Source organism: Martinezella sp. CNPSo 3732, from assembly GCF_057784515.1.
Window position 1 is genome coordinate 81,960 of record NZ_JBXSOO010000004.1, and the last position, 22,912, is coordinate 104,871.

Consider the following 22,912-nt stretch of genomic DNA (forward strand, 5'->3'; position numbering starts at 1 on the left):
CCATTGACCCGCGGAGATGTCAGGTCTATTGAATTTCTCTCGTGGTGATTTGGCCGGCCGGCTTGCAGCCACGTTAAATAAGTCGCTAAAGGGCCGCGTGCGGACCGGTAGCGATTCATGATCGCGGCCGGTTTTTTTGTATTTGGCGAGTGAAACAATGCCCATCAAGATTCCCGATACGCTCCCCGCGTTTGAAACCCTCCAGAATGAGGGTGTGCGGGTGATGACTGAAACGGTGGCATTCCGTCAGGATATCCGCCCTCTTCAGATCGGGCTTCTCAACCTCATGCCAAACAAGATCAAGACCGAGATCCAGATGGCGCGCCTGGTCGGCGCATCGCCGCTGCAGGTGGAATTTTCGCTGGTGCGCATCGGCGCACACAAGGCCAAGAACACCTCCGAAGAGCATCTGCTTGCTTTCTACGAGACCTGGGAAGAGGTGAAGCACCGCAAATTCGACGGCTTCATCATCACGGGCGCCCCGATCGAGCTGCTGGAATATGAAGACGTCACCTATTGGAAGGAAATGCAGGAGATCTTCGACTGGACGGCGACCAACGTCCACTCGACGATGAACGTCTGCTGGGGCGCCATGGCGGCGATCTATCACTTCCACAATGTGCCGAAATATACGCTGAAGGAAAAGGCCTTCGGCGTCTATCGCCACCAGAACCTGAAGCCCTCCTCGGTCTATCTCAACGGCTTCTCCGACGATTTCGCCATTCCGGTTTCGCGCTGGACCGAAGTGCGCCGCGCCGACATCGAAAAGGTACCTGGCCTGCAGATCCTGATGGATTCGAGCGAGATGGGCGTCTGCCTCGTGCACGAGCAGGCCTGCAACCGGCTCTACATGTTCAATCATGTGGAGTATGATTCCACGTCGCTGGCGGATGAGTATTTCCGCGATGTGAATGCCGGCGTGCCGATCAAGATGCCGCACAACTACTTCCCGCATAACGACCCGGAAATTCCCCCGCAGAACCGGTGGCGCAGCCACGCGCATCTGTTCTTCGGCAACTGGATCAACGAGATCTACCAGACCACGCCGTATGATCTGGAGGAGATCGGCCAGGAAAGGACTTGAGGCTTGTTCATTCCCTTCTTCCTGAAACTCAAGGAAGCGAAGGTTCCGGTGACGCTCCGGGAGTTCCTCTCGCTGCTTGAGGGAATGGAAGAAGGGATTGCCGATTACGATGTCGAGGCCTTCTACTATCTGGCCCGCGCGACGCTGATCAAGGACGAGCGCTTCATCGACCGTTTCGACCAGGTCTTCGCCGATTACTTTCGTGGCTTCGAGGCGATTGCCGGCAATGCCGAGGGAGAAGCGGTGGAGCCTTCCGCCATTCCTGACGAGTGGCTGCGCAAGCTTGCCGAACGGCATCTGACCGAAGAGGAAAGAAAAGAGATCGAGGCACTCGGCGGCTTCGACAGGCTGATGGAGACGTTGCGCGAACGGCTGGCGGAACAGAAGGGCAGGCACCAGGGCGGCTCGAAATGGATCGGCACGGCAGGCACCTCGCCCTTCGGCGCCTATGGCTACAACCCCGAAGGCGTACGTATCGGCCAGGAAACCTCGCGCCACCGCCGCGCCGTCAAGGTCTGGGATCGGCGCGACTTCAAGAACCTCGATGACGGCGTCGAGCTCGGCACCCGCAACATCAAGGTGGCGCTGAAGCGTCTTCGCCGTTGGGTGCGCGAGGGGGCAGCCGAGGAACTGGATCTCTCCGGCACGATCCGTTCCACCGCCGAACATGGTTATCTCGATGTTCAGACGCGGCCGGAGCGCCGCAACGCCGTCAAGCTGCTGATGTTCTTCGATGTTGGCGGCTCGATGGACGATCACATCCGCGTCGTGGAAGAACTCTTCTCCGCCGCCCGCGCGGAGTTTCGCCACATGGAGTATTTCTACTTCCATAATTGCCTCTACGAGGGCGTCTGGAAGGACAATCGCCGCCGGCGCGTCGATATCACGGCGACGGCCGACTTGATCCGCACCTTCGGTCCCGATTACCGCGTCGTTTTCGTCGGCGACGCCTCCATGAGCCCCTACGAGATCACTCAAGCGGGCGGCTCGGTGGAGCACTGGAACAAGGAGGCTGGCGAGACTTGGCTCGCCCGAATGACAGGCCATTTCCGCAAATGTATCTGGATCAATCCGGTGCCGGAAAACTATTGGGGCCATACAACCTCCATTTCGATGATCCGCCGCCTGATGAGCGACCGCATGTATCCCTTGACGCTTGGCGGATTGGAAAGGGCGACGCGGGAATTGTCGCGCTGAATTTTCAGCATTTGCCTGTCACGGCGCCACCAAATAAACACAACCATTTATAGAAATAGAAGTGCAGCAGATATCGCTCCGACTCGCTGCGGAACCCGGTGGAGATGTGCGTGCGCCACGCTTTAAAATTACTTCTCTTCATCGCAACCATTCTGTTCACCTCGCAGCAGGCGAGATCCGAAGAAGAGGGATTCTCCGGACAATGGGAACAGATCGACTTCAACGCCAGCGTCGGTGAAAAGTGCCGCATGGGAATAATCAGGCAGGGCAGGTTTATGAGGATCAGCACCAGCAATGGCTGGAGCGCTACTGCGGAAACGAGCAGTTATGGAAACGCCAGCTACGCGGCAGGTATGGGACGCTGGAGCTCCTATGTGGAAAAATACAGTCAAAAGGCGTTCTATATCCTTCTCGCCGTTCGCGGCGACAGGTTGATGGTGATCATGGAGGCCGAAAAAGCGGATGGGTCGAACCAATTAATTCGCACGCTTTTCAGCAGACGGACGACCAACTCTCTTCACAACAAGCCGGACGGATCAGGACGAAATCGACCGCCTTTCTTATGCGCCTCACATTCACAGTATAACGTGTCAGTCTACTAGCGATGGGCAAAGCCTAATCAGACCTTGCTTCCTTTCCACCCGCGCCTAAATTTCGCCAGGGAATCGGTTGCGGAACCGCGCGAATGGAGGCAGGGTCTGGCCTCGCATACTCAAAAGCAATGGATGAGCTGATATGACGGAAAGCACTTTGCAGCGGGAACATTTTGGGACAACGGCCGATGGAGAGACCGTCTATCGCGTCAAGATCGTCGGTGGCGGCCTGACGGCCCATATCATGTCGTGGGGCGCAGTCATTCAGGATCTTCGCCTTGAAGGCCACGAGCCCTCGCTTCTGCTCGGTTTCGACAATTTCCCTGATTATCCTGCCCATTCCTCCTATTTCGGCGCCACGCCCGGCCGCTGCGCCAACCGCATCGGCGCCGGTCGTTTCACCCTCGACGGCAAGCAGTATCAGCTCGAGCTCAACGAAAAGGGCGTCACCCACCTGCACGGCGGCAAGGACAATATCGCCAAGCGCAACTGGACCATCGTCGAGCATAGTACGGACCGCGTCGTCCTGAAGATCGTCGATCCCGATGGCCGCGCCGGCTATCCCGGCAACTGCACGATCCAGGCAACCTACCGGGTCCATGGTGACGGCGAACTGTCCGTCACCTACGAATCGACCACCGACCAGCCAACCCTCGCCAATGTCTGCCAGCATGCCTATTTCAACCTCGACGGCCGCGACGATGCCCTCGGCCACGATATCATGATCGCGGCCGACCACTACACGCCGACCGATGACAAGCAGGTGCCGACGGGCGAGATCCGCTCCGTCGAAGGCTCTGTCTTCGATTTCCGCGAGATGGCGCCGATGAAACGCTTCGAAGGAAGCGAGCAGGCGCTTTACGACCACAATTTCTGCCTCTCGACCGAGCGCACCGCCAAGCGATCCGTCGTCCTTGCCCGCAGCGTCAATTCCGGCGTATCGCTTGAGGTCCGCACCACCGAGCCGGGCGTGCAGTTCTATACCGGTTTCAAGCTGGATGTGCCGGTTCCCGGCCATGACGGCCGCAAGATCGGCCCGTTCGCCGGCTTCTGCCTGGAAACACAGGTATGGCCTGACGCCATTAACCACGAAAACTTCCCCAATGCCGTACTCCGCCCAGGCGAGGTATTGCGGCAGGAAACGGATTACATCTTCACCAAGAACTAGGTTGGAGATGCCTGCTCACTTGAAAAATCGGCCGGGCGTCTAAAAGCGCCCGGCCATTCTTTTTTGCGCTAGAGACAGATTCACCTTGTGAATTGGTTCTAAATAGGTTCTATATAGCAGCCATGGATAGAACCAGTTTGATCACCGAATTGAACAATCGCGGCCTCAGCGACGAGACCGGAAGCGGACCGCTGTACAAGCGTCTGGCACAGGCGCTGACCGGCCTCATCCAGGAAGGCTTGCTGAAGCCGGGCACGGCACTTCCGGGCGAGCGGGATCTCGCCGGTGCCCTGCAGATTGGCCGCGTCACGGTGAGAACCGCCTATCGCGATCTCCTCGCCTCGGGCGTCATCGAATCCCGCCACGGCAGCGGCACCTTCGTCTCGCAGCATGTCGAGCGCATCGAGCAGCCGCTGTGGCGCCTCTCCTCCTTTTCCGCCGATATGCGCTCTCGCGGTCGCGAACCGGCGGCGCGCATCCTGTCACGCACCGTCAGCGCGCCCGCGCCGGAAGAATCTTTCTTGCTCGGCCTCGGGCTCGACGAACCCGTGTTGCGGCTCGACCGGCTGCGGCTGGCGGACGGCCAGCCGCTCGCCATCGAGCGCGCCGTCGTTCCCATCAAGTTTCTGGGCGAAGATGCTATATCCGAAGGGTCGCTTTACGATGCGCTGGCCGCCAAGGGCTTCAAGCCGGTGCGTGCCCAGCAAAGGCTGACTGCCGTGACGCTCGACCCGACCTCCGCCTCGATCCTGACCGTCAAGGCCGGGGCGCCGGCGCTACTGATCGAGCGCGTTTCCCGCCTCGCCGACCAGCGCGTCGTTGAATATACCCGCTCGCATTATCGCGGCGATGCTTATGATTTTGTTGCTGAATTGAGAATTGGAGATGACCTATGAGCGAGACCCAATCCCTGATGCTGACGGAAGCCGGCCAATCGCCCGAGGTGGTTGCGACGCTGCTTGAAAAGGAAAAGCCTGCTTTTGCCGAGATCGCGAAGCTCTTCTCGGCTGGCCGTCCATCGCTGATCACGACGGCGGCACGCGGCTCGTCCGACCATGCCGCCACCTTCTTCAAATATCTGTTCGAAATCTCCTGCGGCATTCCGGTCGCTTCTGTCGGTCCGTCGATCGCCTCCGTCTATGGCGCGCCGCTGCATCTGAAGGGCGGCATCCACTTCACCGTCTCGCAGTCCGGCGGCAGCCCCGACATCATCGCCATGCAGGCCGCCGCCAAGAAGGGCGGCGCCACCACGATCGCCGTCGTCAACGTCACCGACAGCCCCCTTGCCAAGGAAGCCGACATCGTGCTCGGCCTCAACGCCGGCAAGGAACAGAGCGTCGCCGCGACCAAATCCTTCATCGCCTCGGTTGCCGCTCTAGCCGGTGTCACGGCTGCAGTGTCGCAGGACAAGGCGCTGATCGATGGTCTTGCCAAGTTGCCGGAAGCGCTTGCCGCCACCTCGGGCATCGACGGCAGTACCGCCGAAGATGTGCTCTTCGACGCCTCCTCGCTCTATACCGGCGGCCGCGGCCCGGCTTTCGCCATCGCGCTTGAAGCAGCGCTGAAGGCCAAGGAAACCGCCGGGCTTCATGCCGAAGCCTTCTCGCTTGCCGAACTGATGCACGGCCCGATGCGCCTCGTGCAGCCAGGCTTCCCGATCGTTGCCTTCTCGCCCGACGACGCCGCCTTCACCAACAATGCCCAGGCGCTCGAGCGCCTGCAGAAGCTCGGCGCCACGGCCGTTTCCTTCTCGACCGCGCCGCTTGCCGGCATCAACCTGCGCATGCCGACGACAGGCAACGGCCTGCTCGATCCGCTCGTGTCGCTGCTGTGCTACTATCGCCTCATCGAGTCGGTGACGCGTCGCAAGGGCTTCGACCCGGACAAGCCGGCTAATCTTCTCAAGGTAACGGAGACCATGTGATGGACTACAAGGTCTTTACCGGTGCCCGCATCTTCGATGGCGATCGGTTTCACGAGGATAGCGCGTTGGTGGTTGGCAATGGCCGTATCCATGCCATCACCGGTGCCAATGACGTACCTGACAATGCCGAGACGATCGAATTGAAGGGCGGTGTGCTTGCTCCCGGCTTCATCGATGCGCAGGTCAACGGCGGCGGCGGCCGCATGCTGAATGACGAGCCTTCGCCCGCCTCCATGTACATGATTGCCGAGGGGCATCGCCCCTACGGCACGACGTCGCTGCTACCGACGCTCATCACCGATGTCGCAGCCGCAACGACGGCCGCGATTGAAGCGGCCATCGAAGCCGTGAAAGCCAATCGCGGTGTCGCCGGCGTGCATCTGGAAGGCCCGCATTTGGCGCCTGCCCGCAAGGGTGCGCATCTGGCCGAACTGATGCGTCCGGTCGAAGACAGCGACGTCAAGACTTTCATCCGCGCCCGCGAGGCGATCGGCACGCTGCTGGTCACCATGGCGGCCGAGCAGGTGACGGAGCGGCAGGTGCAGGCACTCAGCGAGGGCGGTGTCATCGTCAGCATCGGCCATAGCGATTGCACGGCTGAAGCCGCCGATGCGCGCTTCGATGCCGGCGCCCGCGGCGTTACCCATCTTTTCAACGCCATGAGCCAGATGGGCCATCGCGCGCCCGGTCTCGTCGGTGCGGCAATCGATCACCCTGCCCCCTGGTGCGGCATCATCGCCGACGGCCATCATGTCGATCCGATAGCGCTGCGCGTCGCGCTGCGCGCCAAGCGCGGCGAAGGCCGGCTGTTCTTCGTCACGGATGCCATGTCGCTGGTCGGCACCGATCTTCCGAGTTTCACGCTGAATGGCCGCACGGTCTATCGCACCAAGGGCGGTTATTGCTCCAAGCTGACGCTCGACGACGGCACGCTGGCGGGTTCGGATGTCGATATGGCCTCCACCATCCGCTACGGCGTCAATATTCTCGAGCTGCCGCTGGCGGAAGCGCTGCGCATGGCGACCTCCTATCCCGCCCGCTTCCTGCGGCTTGCCGACCGCGGCCATCTGACGCCGGGAATGCGAGCCGATCTCGTCCACATCAACGACGGCATCGAAGTGACGGAAACATGGATCTCGGGTCGAGCTTCGGCCTGACACAGCATATAAGGAGGCTCGGAATGAGCGCAGTCACGGACAGCTATTTCTCCGCCCTCATCGGCCGGCTGGAAACCCTGCGTGAAACGCTGGCCGAACCCATGTCCCGGGCTTCGGCCGCCATTTGCGCCGCCGCCCGCGCCGACCGCCGCGTCTATGTCTTCGGCACCGGCCACTCGCATATGCTGGCCGAAGAAGTGCATTATCGCGCCGGCGGCCTCGCCTTCACCATTCCCGTGCTGGTGGGCTCCGCCATGCTGCATGAAGGTGCCGTCATCAGCTCGGTCTATGAACGCACCGAGGGTCTTATTCGCCCGGTCTTCGAGCGCTACGGCATGCAGCCGGGCGATGTGCTGATCATAGCCTCCAATTCCGGCGTCAATGCCGCACCGATCGAGGCGGCGGATTATGGCCGCGAGATCGGCGCAACGGTCATCGCCATCACATCGCTCGCCTATTCGGCCGCCATCGCCAATGGACGCAGAAAGCTCGCCGATATCGCCGATATCGTGCTGGACAACGGCCTGCCGCCCGGTGACGCGATGATAGAGCTGTCGGGAACGGAGCTGAAGGTCGGGCCGGCCTCAACAGCCGTCGGCGCCACCGTGCTGAACGCCATCTTCGCCGATGTCGCCGCCGAACTCTGCAAGGATGGCAATCCACCCGTCTACCTCAGCGCCAACATGCCGGGTGCCAAGGAAACCAACCGGCAACTGGTCAAGAAATACCGGCCGCGCAACCCGCATCTCTAAGGCCGCGGCCGGGAAGCGCCCAGCAGCATCCTCTCGGAAGCAACGTAAAAACAATCGGATAGAGCGGCTGAGCGTTTCCCGTGAAACGTTCAGCCGCTCTGTTGGGTATCATTGTGCCGCCGCATCGGTAGCCGAGGGCTCCTGCGCGGCTTCTGCCTGCTTGCGCCGGCGGCGCAGGACGACGTAGAAGACCGGCGTCAGGAACAGGCCGAACAGCGTCACCCCCAGCATGCCGGAGAAGACGGCCGTGCCGAGAGACTGGCGCATTTCCGCGCCCGGGCCTGTGGCGATCATCAGCGGCACGACGCCGAAGATGAAGGCGAAGGCGGTCATCAGGATCGGGCGCAGACGCAGATGGCTGGCCTGGATCGCCGCTTCGACGGCGCTTTTTCCTTCAAGCTGCGCCTGTCGGGCAAACTCCACGATCAGAATCGCGTTCTTGGCCGCAAGACCGATCAGCACGATCAAACCGATCTGGGTCAGGATGTTGTTGTCCATGCCCCTGAGATGTACGCCGATCAATGCCGCCAGAACTGCCAACGGCACGATGAGGATGATAGCAAGCGGCAGGACCCAGCTTTCATACTGCGCAGACAGCGCCAGGAAGACGAAGATGACCGACAGGGCGAAGATATAGATCGCCGTATTGCCGGTATGCTTTTCCTGATAGGCAAGCTCCGTCCATTCGAAGGTCGTGCCCGAAGGAAGGAGGTTCTTTGCTATCCCTTCCATGATATCGAGGGCCGAGCCGGTGGAGACGCCCGGTCCCGGATTGCCCTGCACGGGAACCGAGACATACATGTTGTAGCGCTGCACGAGCGTCGGCCCAGTCGTATCCCGGATATCGACCAGCGTGCCGAGCGGTACGAGCGCTCCGGTCGCCGAGCGCACCTTCAGTGCCAGAATATCCTCACGATCCATGCGATATTGCTGATCGGCCTGCGCCCGCACCTGGTAGACGCGGCCGAAGGCATTGAAGTCGTTGACATAGGACGTGCCGAGGTTGATCGAGAGGGTCTCGAAGATATTCGGGATCGGCACGTTGAGCGCCCGCGCCTTGTCGCGATCGATCGCCAGGAAATATTGCGGGCTGTTGGCGGAGAAGGTGGTGAAGACGCCACTTACGCCCTTATTCTGCGCCGCGACGCCCATCATCTGGTAGGCGAGCGGCAGGATGCGGCGCATGTCAGCATTTTCCCGGTCCATGATCTGCATCTTGAAGCCGCCGGAATTGCCGATGCCTCGGATTGAGGGCGGCGGAATAGCGATGATGAAGGCCTCCTGGAGGCCCTGCAGGCTGCCGAAGAGCTGGCCGATGATCTTTGTCGCCGAGTCCCCGGTCTTCAGGCGCTCCTCGAACGGCTTGAACGGCGTGAAGATGACGCCGGAATTCGAGGCGTTCGTAAAGGTCGCGCCGTTGAAGCCGGCAAACGCGACGGCATTGGCGATACCGGGCGTCTTGTTGATGATCCCCGTCGCCTTCTGGATAACGGCATTGGTGCGCGCGAGCGAGGCGCCGTCAGGCAATTGGACGACGACGATGGCATAGCCCTGGTCCATTGTAGGCACGAAACCCTGCGGCACGATCCGGCCCATGTACCATGTTCCGGCGAGCAGACCGGCAAAGACGAGAAGCGCGCAGGCGAGCGCTGCCCACGTCGTAACGAGATGGCGGACGATCCAGGAATATCCCTGGCTCATTCGCTCGAAACCCCTGTTGAACCCATCACCCAAGGCACGGCCGAAGCGCGCGAAGACATTGTTGGATTTCTCGTGGCTGTGCGGACGAAGGACGATCGCGGCGATCGCCGGCGAGAGCGTCAGCGAGTTCAGACAGGAGATCGCCGTCGCGACCGAGATCGTGACCGCGAACTGTCGGTAGAATTGCCCGGAAATGCCGGGAATGAAGGCTGTCGGCACGAAGACCGCAATCAGCACCAGCGAGATTGCGAGCACCGCCGTACCGACCTCGTTCATGGTCACATGTGATGCCTCTTTCGGCGTCATGCCGAGTGCGAGGTTGCGCTCGACATTCTCCACCACCACGATCGCATCGTCGACGACGATACCGATCGCGAGTACCAGGCCGAACAGCGTCAGCATGTTCAGCGAGAAGCCGAAGGCAAGCAGGAAGGCAAAAGTGCCGATCAGCGAAACGGGGATTGCGACAATCGGAATGATCGCCGTTCGCCAGGATTGTAGGAAAACCAGCACGACGATGGCGACGAGAACCGCCGCTTCGAAGATCGTCTTGTAGACCTCGTGGATCGACTCGGCGATGAACTCCGTGGGGTTGTAGATGATGCGGTATTCGAGCCCCTGCGGGAAATCCTGCGATAAGTCCTCCATGGTCTTCTGGATATCAGCGGCGGCGGCGAGCGCATTGGTGCCGGGCCGGGCGAAGACGCCGAGCGCCACCGCCGGGCTGCCGTTCAGATAGCTGTTGGTGACGTAATCCTGAGCGCCGAGCTCGATGCGTGCGACATCCTGCAGCTGCACGAGGCGGCCGTTGCCTGTCGCCTTGACGATGACGTAGCGGAATTGCCGCGCGTCGGAAAAACGCCCCTGCGTGGTGACGGTGTATTGGAAGGCGTTGGTGCCCGAAACCGGCGGCCCGCCGATCGCGCCGCCGGACACCTGCACGTTCTGATCCCGCAGCGCCTGCACGATATCGCCGGCGGTCATGCCGTAGGCCGCGAGCTTTTCCGGATCGAGCCAGATGCGCAGCGAATATTGCCGCTCGCCGAAGAGCTGCACATCGCCGACACCATCCAGGCGGACGAGAATGTCGCGGATGCGCGTACGCGCATAGTTGGAAATATAGAGCTGATCGTAGCGGTTGTTCGGCGAGAGAAGATGCACGACCATCATCAGGTCGGGCGAGCTCTTGACTGTCGTAATGCCGATGCGGCGGACGTCGTCGGGCAATCGCGGCTCGGCAATGGCGACGCGGTTCTGCACCAGCACCTGCGCCTTGTCGAGATCGGTGCCGAGCTTGAACGTGACCGTCAGCGACATGGAGCCGTCGGCGCTGGAATATGAGGACATGTAGAGCATGTCCTCGACGCCGTTGACCTCCTGCTCGATCGGCGTCGCCACCGTATCGGCGATGGTCTGTGCGTCGGCGCCGGGATAGGAGGTGCGAATGACGATGGTGGGAGGCGCGACCTCGGGATATTGCGCTACCGGCAACTGGAAATAAGCGATGCCGCCGACGATCAGCAGCACGATGGAGAGGACCGATGCGAAAATCGGCCGATCGACGAAGAAGTGGGAAAACCTCATTGGCTCGTCCCCTGTGCATCGGCCTGAGCCGGCGGTTCGTCATTCGTCGCCTGCTGCGGCAGCTCGATCAGCTGCGGCGTCACCTTGGCGCCGGGCCGGATGCGCATCAGCCCGTTGACGACGATCGTCTCGTCGCCGGTCATGCCGTCACGGATGACGCGGTAGCCGTAGAGCTTCGGCCCGAGGCGCACCGGCTTCGGCGTGATATTGCCGGCGGTATCGGCGACATAGACGACGCGCTGGTTCTGGTCGGAACCGATGGCTTCGTCGGGAACGAGGATTGCCTTGTAGCTGTTCGAGCCCTGCACCTGAACGCGTCCGAACAAGCCGGGCTGCAGGATGAGATCGGGGTTCGGAAACCTGGCGCGGACGCGGATCGTGCCGGTTTCGTTGTCGACGCGGTTTTCGGCGAAATCGAGTTTGCCCTTGAACGGCTTCTGGCGGGAATCGGCAATGGTCACGGTCACATCGAGCCCGCCACCGCCCTGCTGCAGGGCACTGCCATTCTTGCGAGCCTCGTCGGCATAGGAAAGCAGCCGGCGCTCGTCGACGTCGAAATAGAAATCGATGGGGTCGAGCGACACAATGGTCGTCAGCACGGTCTGATCGGCCTGCACCAGATTGCCGACCGAGATCAGGCGCCGGTCGATGCGGCCGCTGAGCGGTGCAGTAATCTTGGTGAAATCCATGTCGAGATTGGCGCGATCGACAGCGGCCTGTGCGCCGCGCACATTCGCCTCGGCGGAAACGAGATCGCGGCGGCGGTCATCGAGCGTCGATGCCGACTGGCTGCCCGTTGTCGACAGCGATTGCGCGCGCTTGAATTGCGCATCGGCGAGCGTCAGGGACGACTTCGCGACTTCTAGCGAGGCCGTCGATTCGTTCAGCGCGGTGACAAAGGGCCGCTGGTCGATGACGAAAAGCAGGTCGCCCTGCTTGACGATAGCGCCATCCTTGAAATGCACTTCCTGCAGATAGCCGCCCACTCGCGAGCGAATGGAAACTTCATCGACCGCCTGGAAGCGACCAATGAACTCGTCGCTGTCGACGACGTCGCGCACCACAGGCTTGGCGACCGTCACAGGCGGGGCCGGCGGCGCCCCCTGCGCCAGCGCCTGGGCGCCCGAGAAAACGGCAAGAACACAGCTGAACAAAACGGCACGCGGCAGCATCGGCATGAAGCCCCCCTCGAAAAACCGCATGCGGCATCAAGCGCCGTCATCACGGTAAGCGCTCACGAAATTTGCCTGCAACTTTCCACGAAGAACCTGTCGCCATCAGGCGCAATGTAATCAGGTCGCTTCGGACTTCCCCAACATGCGCCACGGGCCACGTCGGCCCGGGGGTATCAACCGGCGCGTCGTCCGGCAGCATGCGTTAATGTATAAACGGTTTATCGGATTCGACAACAGGGAATGAACCGGCGGCGACCGAGCGCAACCGATTGTTTTTACTGCATAGTAAAGACGCGCATAGGATGAGCGGATATGAGCCCTAGCCCTCCAGCTCCTCGCGCAGCATTTCCAGCTCCAGCCATTCCTCTTCCATCTTGGTCAGGCTTTCGCGCAGCTTTTCCATCTCCGTAACAAGACGGTTGAACGTTGCGGCATCCTTGGAAAAGAGGTTCGGATCGGCCATTTTCTTTTCGCGGGCGGCAATCTCGGCTTCCGCCTTCGCCATTTCCTTCGGCAGGTTTTCGAGCGCGAATTTCTGCTTGTAGGAAAGTTTGCCCTTTCCCTTCGAAGCCTCGGAAGCCGTCGCCGAAGCTTCGGTCGATTTCGGCTTTTCGGCCGCCTTTTCAGCCCGTTTCCGCTCCTCGATCGCTCCCTTGCGCTGGGCGAGCATGTCGGAATAGCCGCCGGCATATTCGATCCAGCGGCCGTCCGGATCTTCGGGATCGGCGGGCGCGATCGTCGAGGTCACGGTACGGTCGAGGAAATCACGATCATGGCTGACGAGGATGACCGTGCCGGCAAAACCGGAAACGATCTCCTGCAGCAGATCGAGCGTCTCGATGTCGAGATCGTTCGTCGGTTCGTCGAGGATCAGAAGATTGGTCGGCCGCGATAGGATGCGCGCCAGCATCAACCGGGCGCGCTCGCCACCGGAAAGATTCTTGATCGGCGTGCGCGCCTGTTCGGGCTGGAAGAGGAATTCTTTCATATAGCCAGTCACATGCCGCTGCTCGCCATTGACGAGCAGGTTCTCGCCGCGGCCATCGGTCAGATAGTTGGCGAGCGTATCTTCCGGATTGAGCTCCTCGCGCTTCTGGTCGAGCGTCGCGATCTCCAGATTGGTGCCGAGCTTCACCGTGCCGCTATCGGGCTCGAGCTGTCCGGTCAACATCTTCAGAAGTGTCGTCTTGCCGGCGCCGTTCGGGCCGACGAGACCGATGCAATCGCCGCGATGCACACGGATCGAAAAGGGCGCGACGATGACCCGCTCATTATAGGACTTGGTGATCTTGTCCGCCTCGATCACCAGCTTGCCGCTTTCCTGCGCATCGGAAGCAGCCGCCTGTACCGTGCCCAAAGCGCCTTTGTGACCGCGATAGCGCGAGCGCATGTCCTGCAGCTCGCCGAGCCGGCGCATATTGCGCTTGCGCCGCGCCGTCACGCCATAGCGCAGCCAGTGCTCTTCGCGCTCGATCTGCTTGCCGAGCTTATGCTGCTCCAGCTCTTCGGCTTCCAGCACCTGATCGCGCCAGGCTTCGAAATAGCCAAAGCCCCTGTCCAGACGGCGCGAGGTGCCACGATCGAGCCACACAGTCGCGGTCGACACCTTTTCGAGGAAACGACGGTCGTGCGAGATCAGCACGAGCGCGCTGCGGCTCTTCTGCAGCTCGCCTTCCAGCCATTCGATGGTTGGCAGATCCAGATGGTTCGTCGGCTCGTCGAGCAGCAGGATATCCGGTTCAGGCGCCAGAACGCGGGCAAGAGCCGCGCGACGCGCTTCGCCGCCCGAGAGATTCTTCGGATCTTCCTCGCCGGTCAGGCCGAGATGGGAAAGGAGATAGGTGACACGATAGGGATCGTCACCCGGCCCGAGGCCAGCCTCGGCATAGGCCGCCACCGTCTTGTAACCGGCAAAATCCGGCGCCTGCTCAAGATAACGCACGGTCGACGATGGATGACGGAATACCTCGCCCGATTGCGCTTCGACAAGGCCGGCGGCGATCTTCAAAAGCGTCGACTTGCCGGAACCATTGCGGCCGACAAGGCAGATCTTGTCACCGGGCTCCACCTGCAGGCCGGCACCGGCGAGCAAGGGCGCGCCGCCGAAGCTCAGGAAGATGTCGTCGAGTTTCAGAATGGGAGGGGCCAAGATCAGACTCCGGAAAGGTCATAAGGGCGGGCAAGAACAATGGCCCTGCCGCTGCCGAGCGAAAAGCGCACATCGCCTTCCGCTACATTGGAAATGGTGCGCGACGCGCCGAAGGGCAAATGAAAATCGCGCAAGGGGTAACGGGCATTGTCGATGAACAGGCCCGTCAGATCGCTGAAACCGAGAACCGAAAACAGCGAGCCTGAGGGTAGCGTCAGCGTGAGTTCGCCCGGCGGAAGAGGCACCGCCTCCTCGTCACCGGAGGTCAGCAAGATATCGAGGCCCTTTTCGGCCAGATGCACGCCGTAAAGCAGGTGCTGGATCGCATGGTCGGAACGTTCGCCGCCCATGGCGCCCGCCAGGATCAGTCTCGTGGCGCCGCGATCGATCGCTTCCGAGACGGCAATTTCGCCGTCCGTTGCAGCCTTCGCCGCCGGATAGGGCTGCTTGGGCACATTGGGAAAGGCGGCTTGCAAATCCGCGGGCGTGGAATCGAAATCGCCGACCCAAAGCTCAGGCTTCACACCAAGCGTGATCGCATGGCGCATGCCACCGTCGGCCGCGATGAAGCGGCTGCCGGAAACGGCATCGCGCAGCCGCTCCGTCAAACGAAGCTCGCCGCCAAGCAGGATGGTGAAGGTGGTGGACTGGCTCATGAGGCATGCCCATAGCGCAAAGTCGTATCCCTAGGGAAGAGCGCGATGCACAAGAACAACCGCGCCGACCGCTCAGTCGTCCGTTTCCTTGATGCGCGCCTGGAAAACCTGCTCGTAGCCGCTGACATAGCGATCGAACAGCAGCGAGAAGCTCTCGATCTCCTCCTGCGTCCAGTCGGCGAAGATGCTGCCGATGACGGAGAATTTCTGCGCCTGGATCTCCGACAGCAATCTTTGACCCAGCGCGGTGAGCACCACCACGATACGCCGAGCATCCGCCTGCGATGCCTTGCGGCGCAGAACGCCGCGCGTCACCATGTCGGCCACGATGCGGCTTGCCCGCGACGGATCGATCCGCAGCATCTCGGCAATCGTGCCGACGGTGACTTCGCCCGTCGCCTCTGCCCGCCTCACGACATCGAGTACGTCGAGATGCGAAAGCTCGAGGCCCGGTGCCACGCTCTGGATGGCAAGCCTGCCGATCATGCGGCGGCCCGTCAGCAGACGCATGCGCGTCATCGCATGGCCGATGCGCAGGAGATTCTCGTCTTCGGTCAGCTCCGAGGCTTCAACTTCACGTGTATTGGTCGCAGATGTCATCTTTCCACCATATCAGAGGCAGAAAACAAATAAAACATGCAAACAGCATTCACCTGTCATTGACAATTATATGCTATTGGCACACATATATAAACTATGAAAACCGGGGCGTCCCGCGCATTCGATCGACCGCGCAGCGTTTCGGCCAAGCTCGGATTTCCTGCCCCATGGACATGCAGACAACTTTCGCGCCGCTCGTGGCGGATCATAAACGGCGGCTCATACTCTTCCTGTTTCTGATGACTGCCATGTTCATGGCAACGCTCGACAACCAGATCGTCTCTACGGCACTGCCGACGATCGTCGGCGAGTTCGGACATCTGGAGCGCTTTGGCTGGATCGGATCGGCCTATCTTCTCTCGCTCTCCGCCGTCATGCCCGTCTACGGCAAGCTCGGCGATCTCTTCGGCCGCAAATATGTGATGATGACGGCGATCGCGATCTTCACGATCGGCTCCGCCGTCTGCGGCCTTGCCGTCTCGATGGATACGCTGATCGCCGCCCGCGTCCTTCAAGGCTTCGGCGGCGGCGGTATCATGGTCTCGATCTTCGCCGTGAACGCCGATCTCTTCGAGCCGCGCGAGCGCGCACGCTACCAGAGCTATTCGAGCCTCGTGCTGATGGCGTCGGGCGCCATCGGCCCCGTTCTCGGCGGCACGATGAGCGATCTCTTCGGCTGGCGTTCGATCTTCCTCGTCAACGTGCCGATCGGCTTCATCGTGCTTACCGGCCTCGCCTTCATGCTGCCCTACCGCAAGCCGGCCCGCCGTCCGAAGATCGATTATGCCGGCGCCATCCTTCTTGCCCTGACGACGACAAGCATCGTGCTTGCTGCTGACGGAAGCGAACTCTTCGGGTCGCTGCTCTCGCCGCAATGCCTCGGTATTATCGCCTTCGGGGTGATCTGCGCCATCGCCTGGGTCTTCATCGAGCGCCGCGCACCCGAGCCCATCGTGCCGATGACGCTGTTCCGCAATCCGACATTCGGCCTTCTGCTGATCCTCTCGATCACCAGCGGTGCCGTGGCCATCGGCATGGTGAATTATTTCGCGCTCTTCCTGCAGACGACGACGGGCCTTTCGCCCTCCATGGCCGGGTTGCTGTTCATTCTCCTGACCGGCGGCATCGTCTGCGGTTCGCTATCGGCCGGCCGGCTGATCGCCGCAAGGGGCCGCTACAAGCCCTTCGCCGTCGCAAGTGCTGCCTGCAGCACAATCGCATTCGCTTCACTCGCCTTCGTCCATGCCGGCACGCCCATCGCCCTCATTGGCAGCCTGATGCTGCTGCACGGCGTCGGCATCGGCCTTGCCCAGCAGGTGCCCGTCATCGGCGTACAGAATGCAGCCGCAGCGCGTGACGTCGGCGCGGCGACGGGTGCCGTCACGCTCTCGCGCATGGGCGGCGCCTCCATCGCCATTTCCGTCTATGGCGCCATCATCGCCGCCAAGCTCGGCAATGTCGGCGTCTCCATATCAGGCATATCCGACATCGAGCAGCTGACTCCGAAGATGATGGCCGCGTTGCCCGAGGCGACCCGCGAGGCCGTCGCCAATGCCTATGCGAGCGCCTTCAGCCCGCTGTTCATGACCGCCGCCGGCATCTGTCTCATCGGCCTGCTGACCGCGCTGACGCTGAAGAACGTGCAGCTTCCAAGTGCGGCTAAGAAATTCGACAGCCCGACGGCCGCCGCGCACGCCGCCGAGTAAGCTCCTTCGGCCTGCAATCGGCAAGGGAATCATTTCCCTTGTCATCCCTCCGTCACAAGGCTAAATCTGCCGACGCTCTAACGGGGTGCCTATGTCCTTCAGGACATTTGGCTGAGAGGCTTTCATCGGCCAACCCGCGGAACCTGATCCGGCTAACACCGGCGGAGGGATTAGACGCGTGACAAAAATCATAGCGCCCTTTTCCCCTTCAAGACGAAACCAAAGTGGAGGCGCTGTCGTGCAAAACCGATCGCTATTGTCATTCTTCGCCGGCTTGGCCCTTGCAGCCGGAACGACCTTTTGTGCCGCGCAGTCTGCCGCTGCAGCCGACAAGACCCTGACCATCTACACCTATGAGAGCTTTACCGCCGACTGGGGTCCGGGTGCCAAGGTCAAGGCCGCTTTCGAAAAGACCTGCGGCTGCACGGTCAATTATGTCGCTGTCACCGACGGCGTGGCACTTCTCTCCCGCCTGAAGCTGGAAGGCGCCGGCACCAAGGCCGATGTCGTTCTCGGCCTGGACACCAATCTCGTCGACGAAGCTAAGGATACTGGCCTCTTCGATGCAAGCGGCGTCGACACCTCGGCACTCAAGGTTCCCGGCGGCTTCAAGGACGACGTTTTCGTGCCCTACGACTACGGCCATTTCGCCGTGATCTATGACAGCCAGACGGTTAAGAACCCACCGAAGAGCATGAAGGATCTCGTCGAGGGCGATCCCTCGCAGAAGATCGTCATCGAGGACCCGCGCACCTCGACGCCGGGCCTCGGCCTGCTGCTCTGGGTCAAGTCGATCTATGGCGACAAATCCGCCGATGCCTGGGCGAAGCTCAAAGGCCGCATCCTGACCGTCACCCCCGGCTGGTCGGAAGCCTATGACCTCTTCACCAAGGGCGAAGCGCCGATGGTGCTCTCCTACACGACGTCGCCGGCCTATCACATGATCGAGGATAAGACCGATCGCTATCAGGCCGCCGCCTTCTCGGAAGGACATTACATCCAGATCGAGGTTGCCGGCCTCATCAAGTCCTCGCCGAACAAGGAACTTGCGCGCGACTTCCTCAAATTCATGATCTCACCGGGCTTCCAGGATATCATACCGACAAGCAACTGGATGATGCCGGCCTCGGCCACTTCGGAACCGCTGCCGGAAGCCTTCAGCAAGCTCGTGGTGCCCTCGAAGACCTTCCTGATGAGCCCCGCCGACGTCGACAAGAACCGCAAAGCCTGGATCGACGAATGGCTGACCGCCACCAGCGGCAACTGATGCTTTGACGATACTCACGGCACCAGAGCGAAGACGCGCCATTTCCGGCGGGACATTCAGTCTCGCCGGCATCGTGGTCTTCGTCGGGATCGCCGTACTCGCCCTGCTCGCCGCCGGCATCGAATCTGGCGGCACCAATCCCCTGGCAGACCCCTACCTGCTGCGCGTCCTGCGCTTCACGCTGCTACAGGCGGTGTTCTCGACGCTGCTTTCCGTTATGCTCGCCATCCCGGTGGCCCGGGCATTGGCGCGCCAGCCGCGCTTTCCCGGCCGATTGTGGCTGATCCGGCTGATGGCCGTGCCTATGGGCCTGCCGGTGCTGATCGGCGCGCTCGGCCTGCTCGGCATATGGGGCCGACAGGGGCTTATCAATCAGGCGCTATCAGCACTCGGCCTGTCGCAGCCCGTCAGCATCTATGGCCTTGCCGGTATCCTGCTTGCGCATGTCTTCTTCAACATGCCCCTCGCCTGCCGGCTGATGCTGGCCGGGTTGGAGCGTGTCCCGGCTGAATATTGGCTGGTGGCCGGCGGACTCGGCATGAGGCCTGCCTCGGTCTTCCGCTTCATCGAATGGCCTGTCCTGCGCGGCCTCATTCCCGGCATTGCCGGCCTTATCTTCATGCTCTGCGCCACCAGTTTCACGCTGGTCCTAATCCTCGGCGGCGGTCCGGCTGCGACAACACTGGAAGTGGCGATTTATCAAGCGCTCCGCTTCGATTTCGATCCCGGCCGCGCCGTCCTGCTATCGCTGCTGCAAATCGTCGTCACTCTCGTCATACTCGGCGCCATGACGCTGTTTCGCGCACCGGACGATCATGGGCTAATCAGCGGCCGCGCCCTGCGGCGCATCGATGGGCAGGCGCCCGCCGCCCGATGGATCGATGCCATCATGCTGTCGACCGCCACGCTCTTTCTCGGCCTGCCGCTTGCTTCGGTCGTCGTCACCGGCCTTGAGGCGAACCTCTTTAAGCTCGCCAGCCAGCCTATCTTTCTGCAGGCGGCAGTCACAAGTCTTGCAATCGCGCTTGCTGCGGGCCTTCTGGCCGTACTGATATCCTTCGCGATCATTCGCGCCCGCTCGGTGATATCTGCGGATCGCCGAAAGTCCCTCGGTCTGCGCGGTCTGGCGATCGCATTAGGCGCAAGCTCCTCCCTCATCCTGCTGGTGCCACCGATTGTGCTGGCAACCGGCTGGTTCCTGGCACTCCGGCCGTTGGGAGATCCGAGCCGCTTTGCGGCCACCCTGATCGTCGTCATCAACGCGCTGATGGCGCTGCCTTTCGTCATCCGCGTCATCGAGCCGGCCTATGCGGTCCATGTCAGTCGCACCGAACGGCTGGCGGCGAGCCTTGGCGTTCACGGCATTTCCCGCCTTCGCCTCATCGATTGGCCCGGTCTGCGCAAACCGCTCTTTACGGCACTGTCTTTCGCAATGGCCCTGTCGCTAGGCGATCTCGGCGCCGTGGCCCTCTTCGGCTCGGACAGCCTGATGACCCTGCCCTGGCTGGTCTATAGCAAGCTCGGCAGCTACCGCACCAATGATGCTGATGGATATGCCTTGATCCTTGGCCTTGTATGTCTTCTCCTGACCATTGCCGGCACGGCCGGCCAAGGCGCACGCGATGACGAAAGCAGGCGGCATGACTGACGGCCACGACAGGAACGAACGGGGCGTTGCCATGGCCGGCGTCGAGCTGCGCCTCGGCACCCATGATTTCCGTTTCGACTGTGATTTGCCACAAGGCAAGATCATCGCTGTCGCCGGCCCGTCGGGATCAGGAAAATCGACCTTCCTCAATTTGCTAGCCGGCTTCGAACCGCCGGATCGGGGCCGCATTATGCTTGCCGGACAGGATGTAACCGGCCTGCATCCCGCCGAGCGGCCCGTGTCGCTCGTCTTCCAGGATAACAACCTCTTTGCCCATCTCGACCTCTTCACCAATATCGGTCTCGGCATCAACCCCTCGCTGAGGCTCTCGGCGCAGGACCGGCAAAGGGTCTCGAAAGCCCTGGCGCGCGTCGGACTGCCCGGTTTCGAGACGCGCAAACCGGGGACGCTCTCCGGTGGCGAACGGCAGCGCGCCGCTTTCGCTCGGGCTCTGGTGCGCGACAAGCCGATCCTTTTGCTCGACGAACCCTTCGCGGCCCTCGATCCCGGCCTGCGCTCCGGCATGGTCGAACTTCTGAAAACCCTGCATCGCGAAACCGGCAATACCGTGCTGATCGTCTCGCATGATCCCGCCGAAGTGCGGCGCCTTGCCGACCACGCCGTCTTCATCGATGGCGGCACGATCAGGCTCGCCGCTCCCATAGGAACCTTCCTAGAGACGGACAGCATTCCGGCATTGACCACATTTCTGCAACATTGATTGTGTCATGGCATCTTGTCGCTGGTTTTGCCTTAATTTCGTCGCGGCAAGCGGCTGAAAGTCCTGGGGAATGCTTGCTAAAATACAACGCCGCCACATTTAAACGGAGTCTCGCTATGCAACCGGTGCCAAAATCGGCTACAGCAAGGGGTGGAGACCGTCCGGGTAAACGCGGATAGATGGGGGCGAAAACAACCTTTATCGGCGCACGACGATGATCGGCCCGGTAACGATCAACCGGATTTGGCGCCGAGCCGGCATGACAGCGAAATGAGTAGGATACAGGTCCTGAAGCAGAGCAAGCGAGCAGAACGAAGGATCGATGTGACCGTCGCAGCCCGTTTGCGCCGCTTTGTGCCCTTCCTTACGGCCGCGGCAATGTTGAACAGCTGCCAGACGGTGATGGATCAATCCTATCAGCCGAGCGTTTCGCCCTCCGCCAATCCGCAGATCGTTTCCGAAGTGCAGAAGAACGATCCGCGCGCACAGATGGGCGCTCGCGAGCATCCACGTATCCTCGCAAGCTATGGCGGCGAATACAAGGATGCCAAAACCGAGCGCCTCGTTGCCCGCATCGCCGGCGCGCTGACCAGCGTGTCGGAGAATCCGCAGCAGTCCTACCGCATCACCATCCTCAATTCGCCCTCGATCAACGCCTTTGCGCTGCCAGGCGGCTATCTCTACGTGACACGCGGCCTTCTGGCGCTTGCCAATGATGCATCCGAAGTCGCCGCGGTGCTATCGCACGAGATGGCTCACGTAACAGCCAATCACGGCATCGAGCGGCAGAAACGCGAGGAAGCCGAAGTCATCGCCAGCCGTGTCGTTTCGGAAGTTCTGTCGAGCGATCTGGCCGGCAAGCAGGCGCTCGCCCGCGGCAAGCTGCGTCTTGCCGCCTTCTCGCGCCAGCAGGAACTCCAGGCCGACGAGATCGGTATTCGCACACTCGGTCAGGCCGGCTACGATCCTTACGCCGCGGCGCGCTTCCTGAACGCGATGGAGGATTATAGCCGCTTCATGTCGGCCAATTCCGACGTGGACCAGAGCCTGGACTTCCTTTCGAGCCATCCAAGCACGCCGCAGCGTATCGACCTTGCCAAGGCCCATGCGCGCGAATTCGGCGAAGAAGGCAAGGTCGGCGACATCGGCCGCGACTATTATCTCAACGGCATCGACGGCCTCCTCTATGGCGACAGCCCGGAGGAGGGCTATGTGCGTGGCCAGACCTTCCTGCATGGCGGCCTCGGCATCCGCTTCGACGTGCCGCCCGATTTCCGTATCGACAACAAGGTCGAAGCCGTCATGGCGACTGGCCCCGGCGACATCGCCATCCGCTTTGACGGCGTTGCCGATACCCAGAACCAGAATCTGACCAACTATATTTCCAGCGGCTGGGTCACGGGCCTCGATCCGAACTCGATTCAGTCGATCACCGTCAATGGCATGCCGGCGGCGACAGCGCGCGCTTCGGCCGATCGCTGGGATTTCGATGTCACGGTGATCCGCGATCGCACGCAAATCTTCCGTTTCCTGACGGCAGTGCCGAAAGGAAATATCGCCCAGCTCGATCAGACCGCCAATGTCCTGCGCGCAAGCTTCCGGCATATGACACCGGACGAGGCGGCCTCGCTGAAGCCGCTGCGCGTACGTGTCGTCACCGTCAAGCCTGGCGACACCATTACCACGCTTGCTGCCCGCATGATGGGCACCGATCGCAAGCTCGACCTGTTCAAACTGATCAACGCCCTGCCAACCGGGGCGACGATTGCGCCGGGCGACAGGGTCAAAATTATCTCGGAATAGATCGATCTTCTCCCGGCGGGGAGAAGA

18 protein-coding genes and 2 riboswitches are annotated in these 22,912 nt (G+C 61.5%); of the genes, 13 read left to right on the plus strand and 5 right to left on the minus strand.

Going from position 1 to position 22,912, the window contains the following annotated elements:
- Positions 1–31 precede the first annotated feature (31 nt).
- A riboswitch (SAM riboswitch) is annotated at positions 32–109 on the plus strand.
- A 48-nt stretch (positions 110–157) separates the two neighbouring features.
- The 8 genes from metA (at position 158) to AC13RM_RS11175 (ending at position 7,875) form a co-directional block, all read left to right on the plus strand.
- The gene (gene metA / locus AC13RM_RS11140; protein ID WP_488554943.1) at positions 158–1,084 is read left to right on the plus strand and encodes a homoserine O-acetyltransferase MetA; all 927 of its coding nucleotides are present in this window, start codon (positions 158–160) and stop codon (positions 1,082–1,084) included.
- Between the two features lie 3 nt (positions 1,085–1,087).
- Complete coding sequence (locus tag AC13RM_RS11145; protein WP_488554944.1) at positions 1,088–2,281, plus strand: vWA domain-containing protein; 1,194 nt, start codon at positions 1,088–1,090, stop codon at positions 2,279–2,281.
- Positions 2,282–2,391: 110 nt separating this feature from the next.
- Positions 2,392–2,883: a hypothetical protein gene (locus AC13RM_RS11150; RefSeq protein WP_488554945.1), complete on the plus strand. Its 492-nt coding sequence runs from the start codon at positions 2,392–2,394 to the stop codon at positions 2,881–2,883.
- A gap of 133 nt (positions 2,884–3,016) precedes the next feature.
- Positions 3,017–4,042: an aldose epimerase family protein gene (locus AC13RM_RS11155; RefSeq protein ID WP_488554946.1), complete on the plus strand. Its 1,026-nt coding sequence runs from the start codon at positions 3,017–3,019 to the stop codon at positions 4,040–4,042.
- Positions 4,043–4,164: 122 nt separating this feature from the next.
- Positions 4,165–4,938, plus strand: coding sequence for a GntR family transcriptional regulator (locus AC13RM_RS11160; RefSeq protein ID WP_440479897.1), 774 nt, complete (start codon positions 4,165–4,167; stop codon positions 4,936–4,938).
- Positions 4,935–5,966, plus strand: coding sequence for an SIS domain-containing protein (locus tag AC13RM_RS11165; RefSeq protein WP_488554947.1), 1,032 nt, complete (start codon positions 4,935–4,937; stop codon positions 5,964–5,966). Before AC13RM_RS11160 ends, AC13RM_RS11165 begins: the two co-directional genes overlap by 4 nt.
- Entirely contained in the window at positions 5,966–7,123 is a 1,158-nt protein-coding gene (gene nagA, locus AC13RM_RS11170; protein WP_488554948.1) for an N-acetylglucosamine-6-phosphate deacetylase, read from the plus strand. Before AC13RM_RS11165 ends, nagA begins: the two co-directional genes overlap by 1 nt.
- A 23-nt stretch (positions 7,124–7,146) precedes the next feature.
- On the plus strand, positions 7,147–7,875 hold the full coding sequence (locus AC13RM_RS11175) for an SIS domain-containing protein (protein WP_488554949.1): 729 nt from the start codon (positions 7,147–7,149) through the stop codon (positions 7,873–7,875).
- A gap of 108 nt (positions 7,876–7,983) precedes the next feature.
- On the opposite strand, the gene AC13RM_RS11180 is transcribed toward AC13RM_RS11175, so the two are convergent.
- The 5 genes from AC13RM_RS11180 to AC13RM_RS11200 form a co-directional block, all read right to left on the minus strand.
- Entirely contained in the window at positions 7,984–11,160 is a 3,177-nt protein-coding gene (locus tag AC13RM_RS11180) for an efflux RND transporter permease subunit (protein ID WP_113231341.1), read from the minus strand.
- Entirely contained in the window at positions 11,157–12,332 is a 1,176-nt protein-coding gene (locus AC13RM_RS11185) for an efflux RND transporter periplasmic adaptor subunit (RefSeq protein WP_208409293.1), read from the minus strand. Before AC13RM_RS11185 ends, AC13RM_RS11180 begins: the two co-directional genes overlap by 4 nt.
- Positions 12,333–12,654: 322 nt before the next feature.
- Complete coding sequence (locus tag AC13RM_RS11190; RefSeq protein WP_488554950.1) at positions 12,655–14,484, minus strand: ABC-F family ATP-binding cassette domain-containing protein; 1,830 nt, start codon at positions 14,482–14,484, stop codon at positions 12,655–12,657.
- Positions 14,485–14,486: 2 nt separating this feature from the next.
- On the minus strand, positions 14,487–15,140 hold the full coding sequence (locus AC13RM_RS11195) for a thiamine diphosphokinase (RefSeq protein WP_167078082.1): 654 nt from the start codon (positions 15,138–15,140) through the stop codon (positions 14,487–14,489).
- Between the two features lie 72 nt (positions 15,141–15,212).
- The gene (locus AC13RM_RS11200; RefSeq protein WP_167078080.1) at positions 15,213–15,740 is read right to left on the minus strand and encodes a MarR family winged helix-turn-helix transcriptional regulator; all 528 of its coding nucleotides are present in this window, start codon (positions 15,738–15,740) and stop codon (positions 15,213–15,215) included.
- Positions 15,741–15,907: 167 nt separating this feature from the next.
- On the opposite strand from AC13RM_RS11200, the gene AC13RM_RS11205 reads away from it, so the two are divergent.
- The 5 genes from AC13RM_RS11205 (at position 15,908) to AC13RM_RS11225 (ending at position 22,885) form a co-directional block, all read left to right on the plus strand.
- A complete protein-coding gene (locus AC13RM_RS11205) occupies positions 15,908–17,446 on the plus strand; it encodes an MDR family MFS transporter (RefSeq protein WP_488554951.1) in 1,539 nt (512 codons plus the stop codon).
- A gap of 71 nt (positions 17,447–17,517) precedes the next feature.
- A riboswitch (TPP riboswitch) is annotated at positions 17,518–17,633 on the plus strand.
- Between the two features lie 51 nt (positions 17,634–17,684).
- Positions 17,685–18,713, plus strand: coding sequence for a thiamine ABC transporter substrate binding subunit (gene thiB / locus AC13RM_RS11210; RefSeq protein ID WP_488554952.1), 1,029 nt, complete (start codon positions 17,685–17,687; stop codon positions 18,711–18,713).
- 10 nt (positions 18,714–18,723) lie between these two features.
- Positions 18,724–20,361, plus strand: coding sequence for a thiamine/thiamine pyrophosphate ABC transporter permease ThiP (thiP, locus tag AC13RM_RS11215; protein WP_488555124.1), 1,638 nt, complete (start codon positions 18,724–18,726; stop codon positions 20,359–20,361).
- Positions 20,354–21,082, plus strand: a complete 729-nt coding sequence (locus AC13RM_RS11220) for a thiamine ABC transporter ATP-binding protein (RefSeq protein WP_488555125.1) — start codon at positions 20,354–20,356, stop codon at positions 21,080–21,082. Before thiP ends, AC13RM_RS11220 begins: the two co-directional genes overlap by 8 nt.
- 378 nt (positions 21,083–21,460) lie before the next feature.
- Positions 21,461–22,885: a M48 family metalloprotease gene (locus tag AC13RM_RS11225; RefSeq protein ID WP_285176395.1), complete on the plus strand. Its 1,425-nt coding sequence runs from the start codon at positions 21,461–21,463 to the stop codon at positions 22,883–22,885.
- Positions 22,886–22,912: the final 27 nt, after the last annotated feature.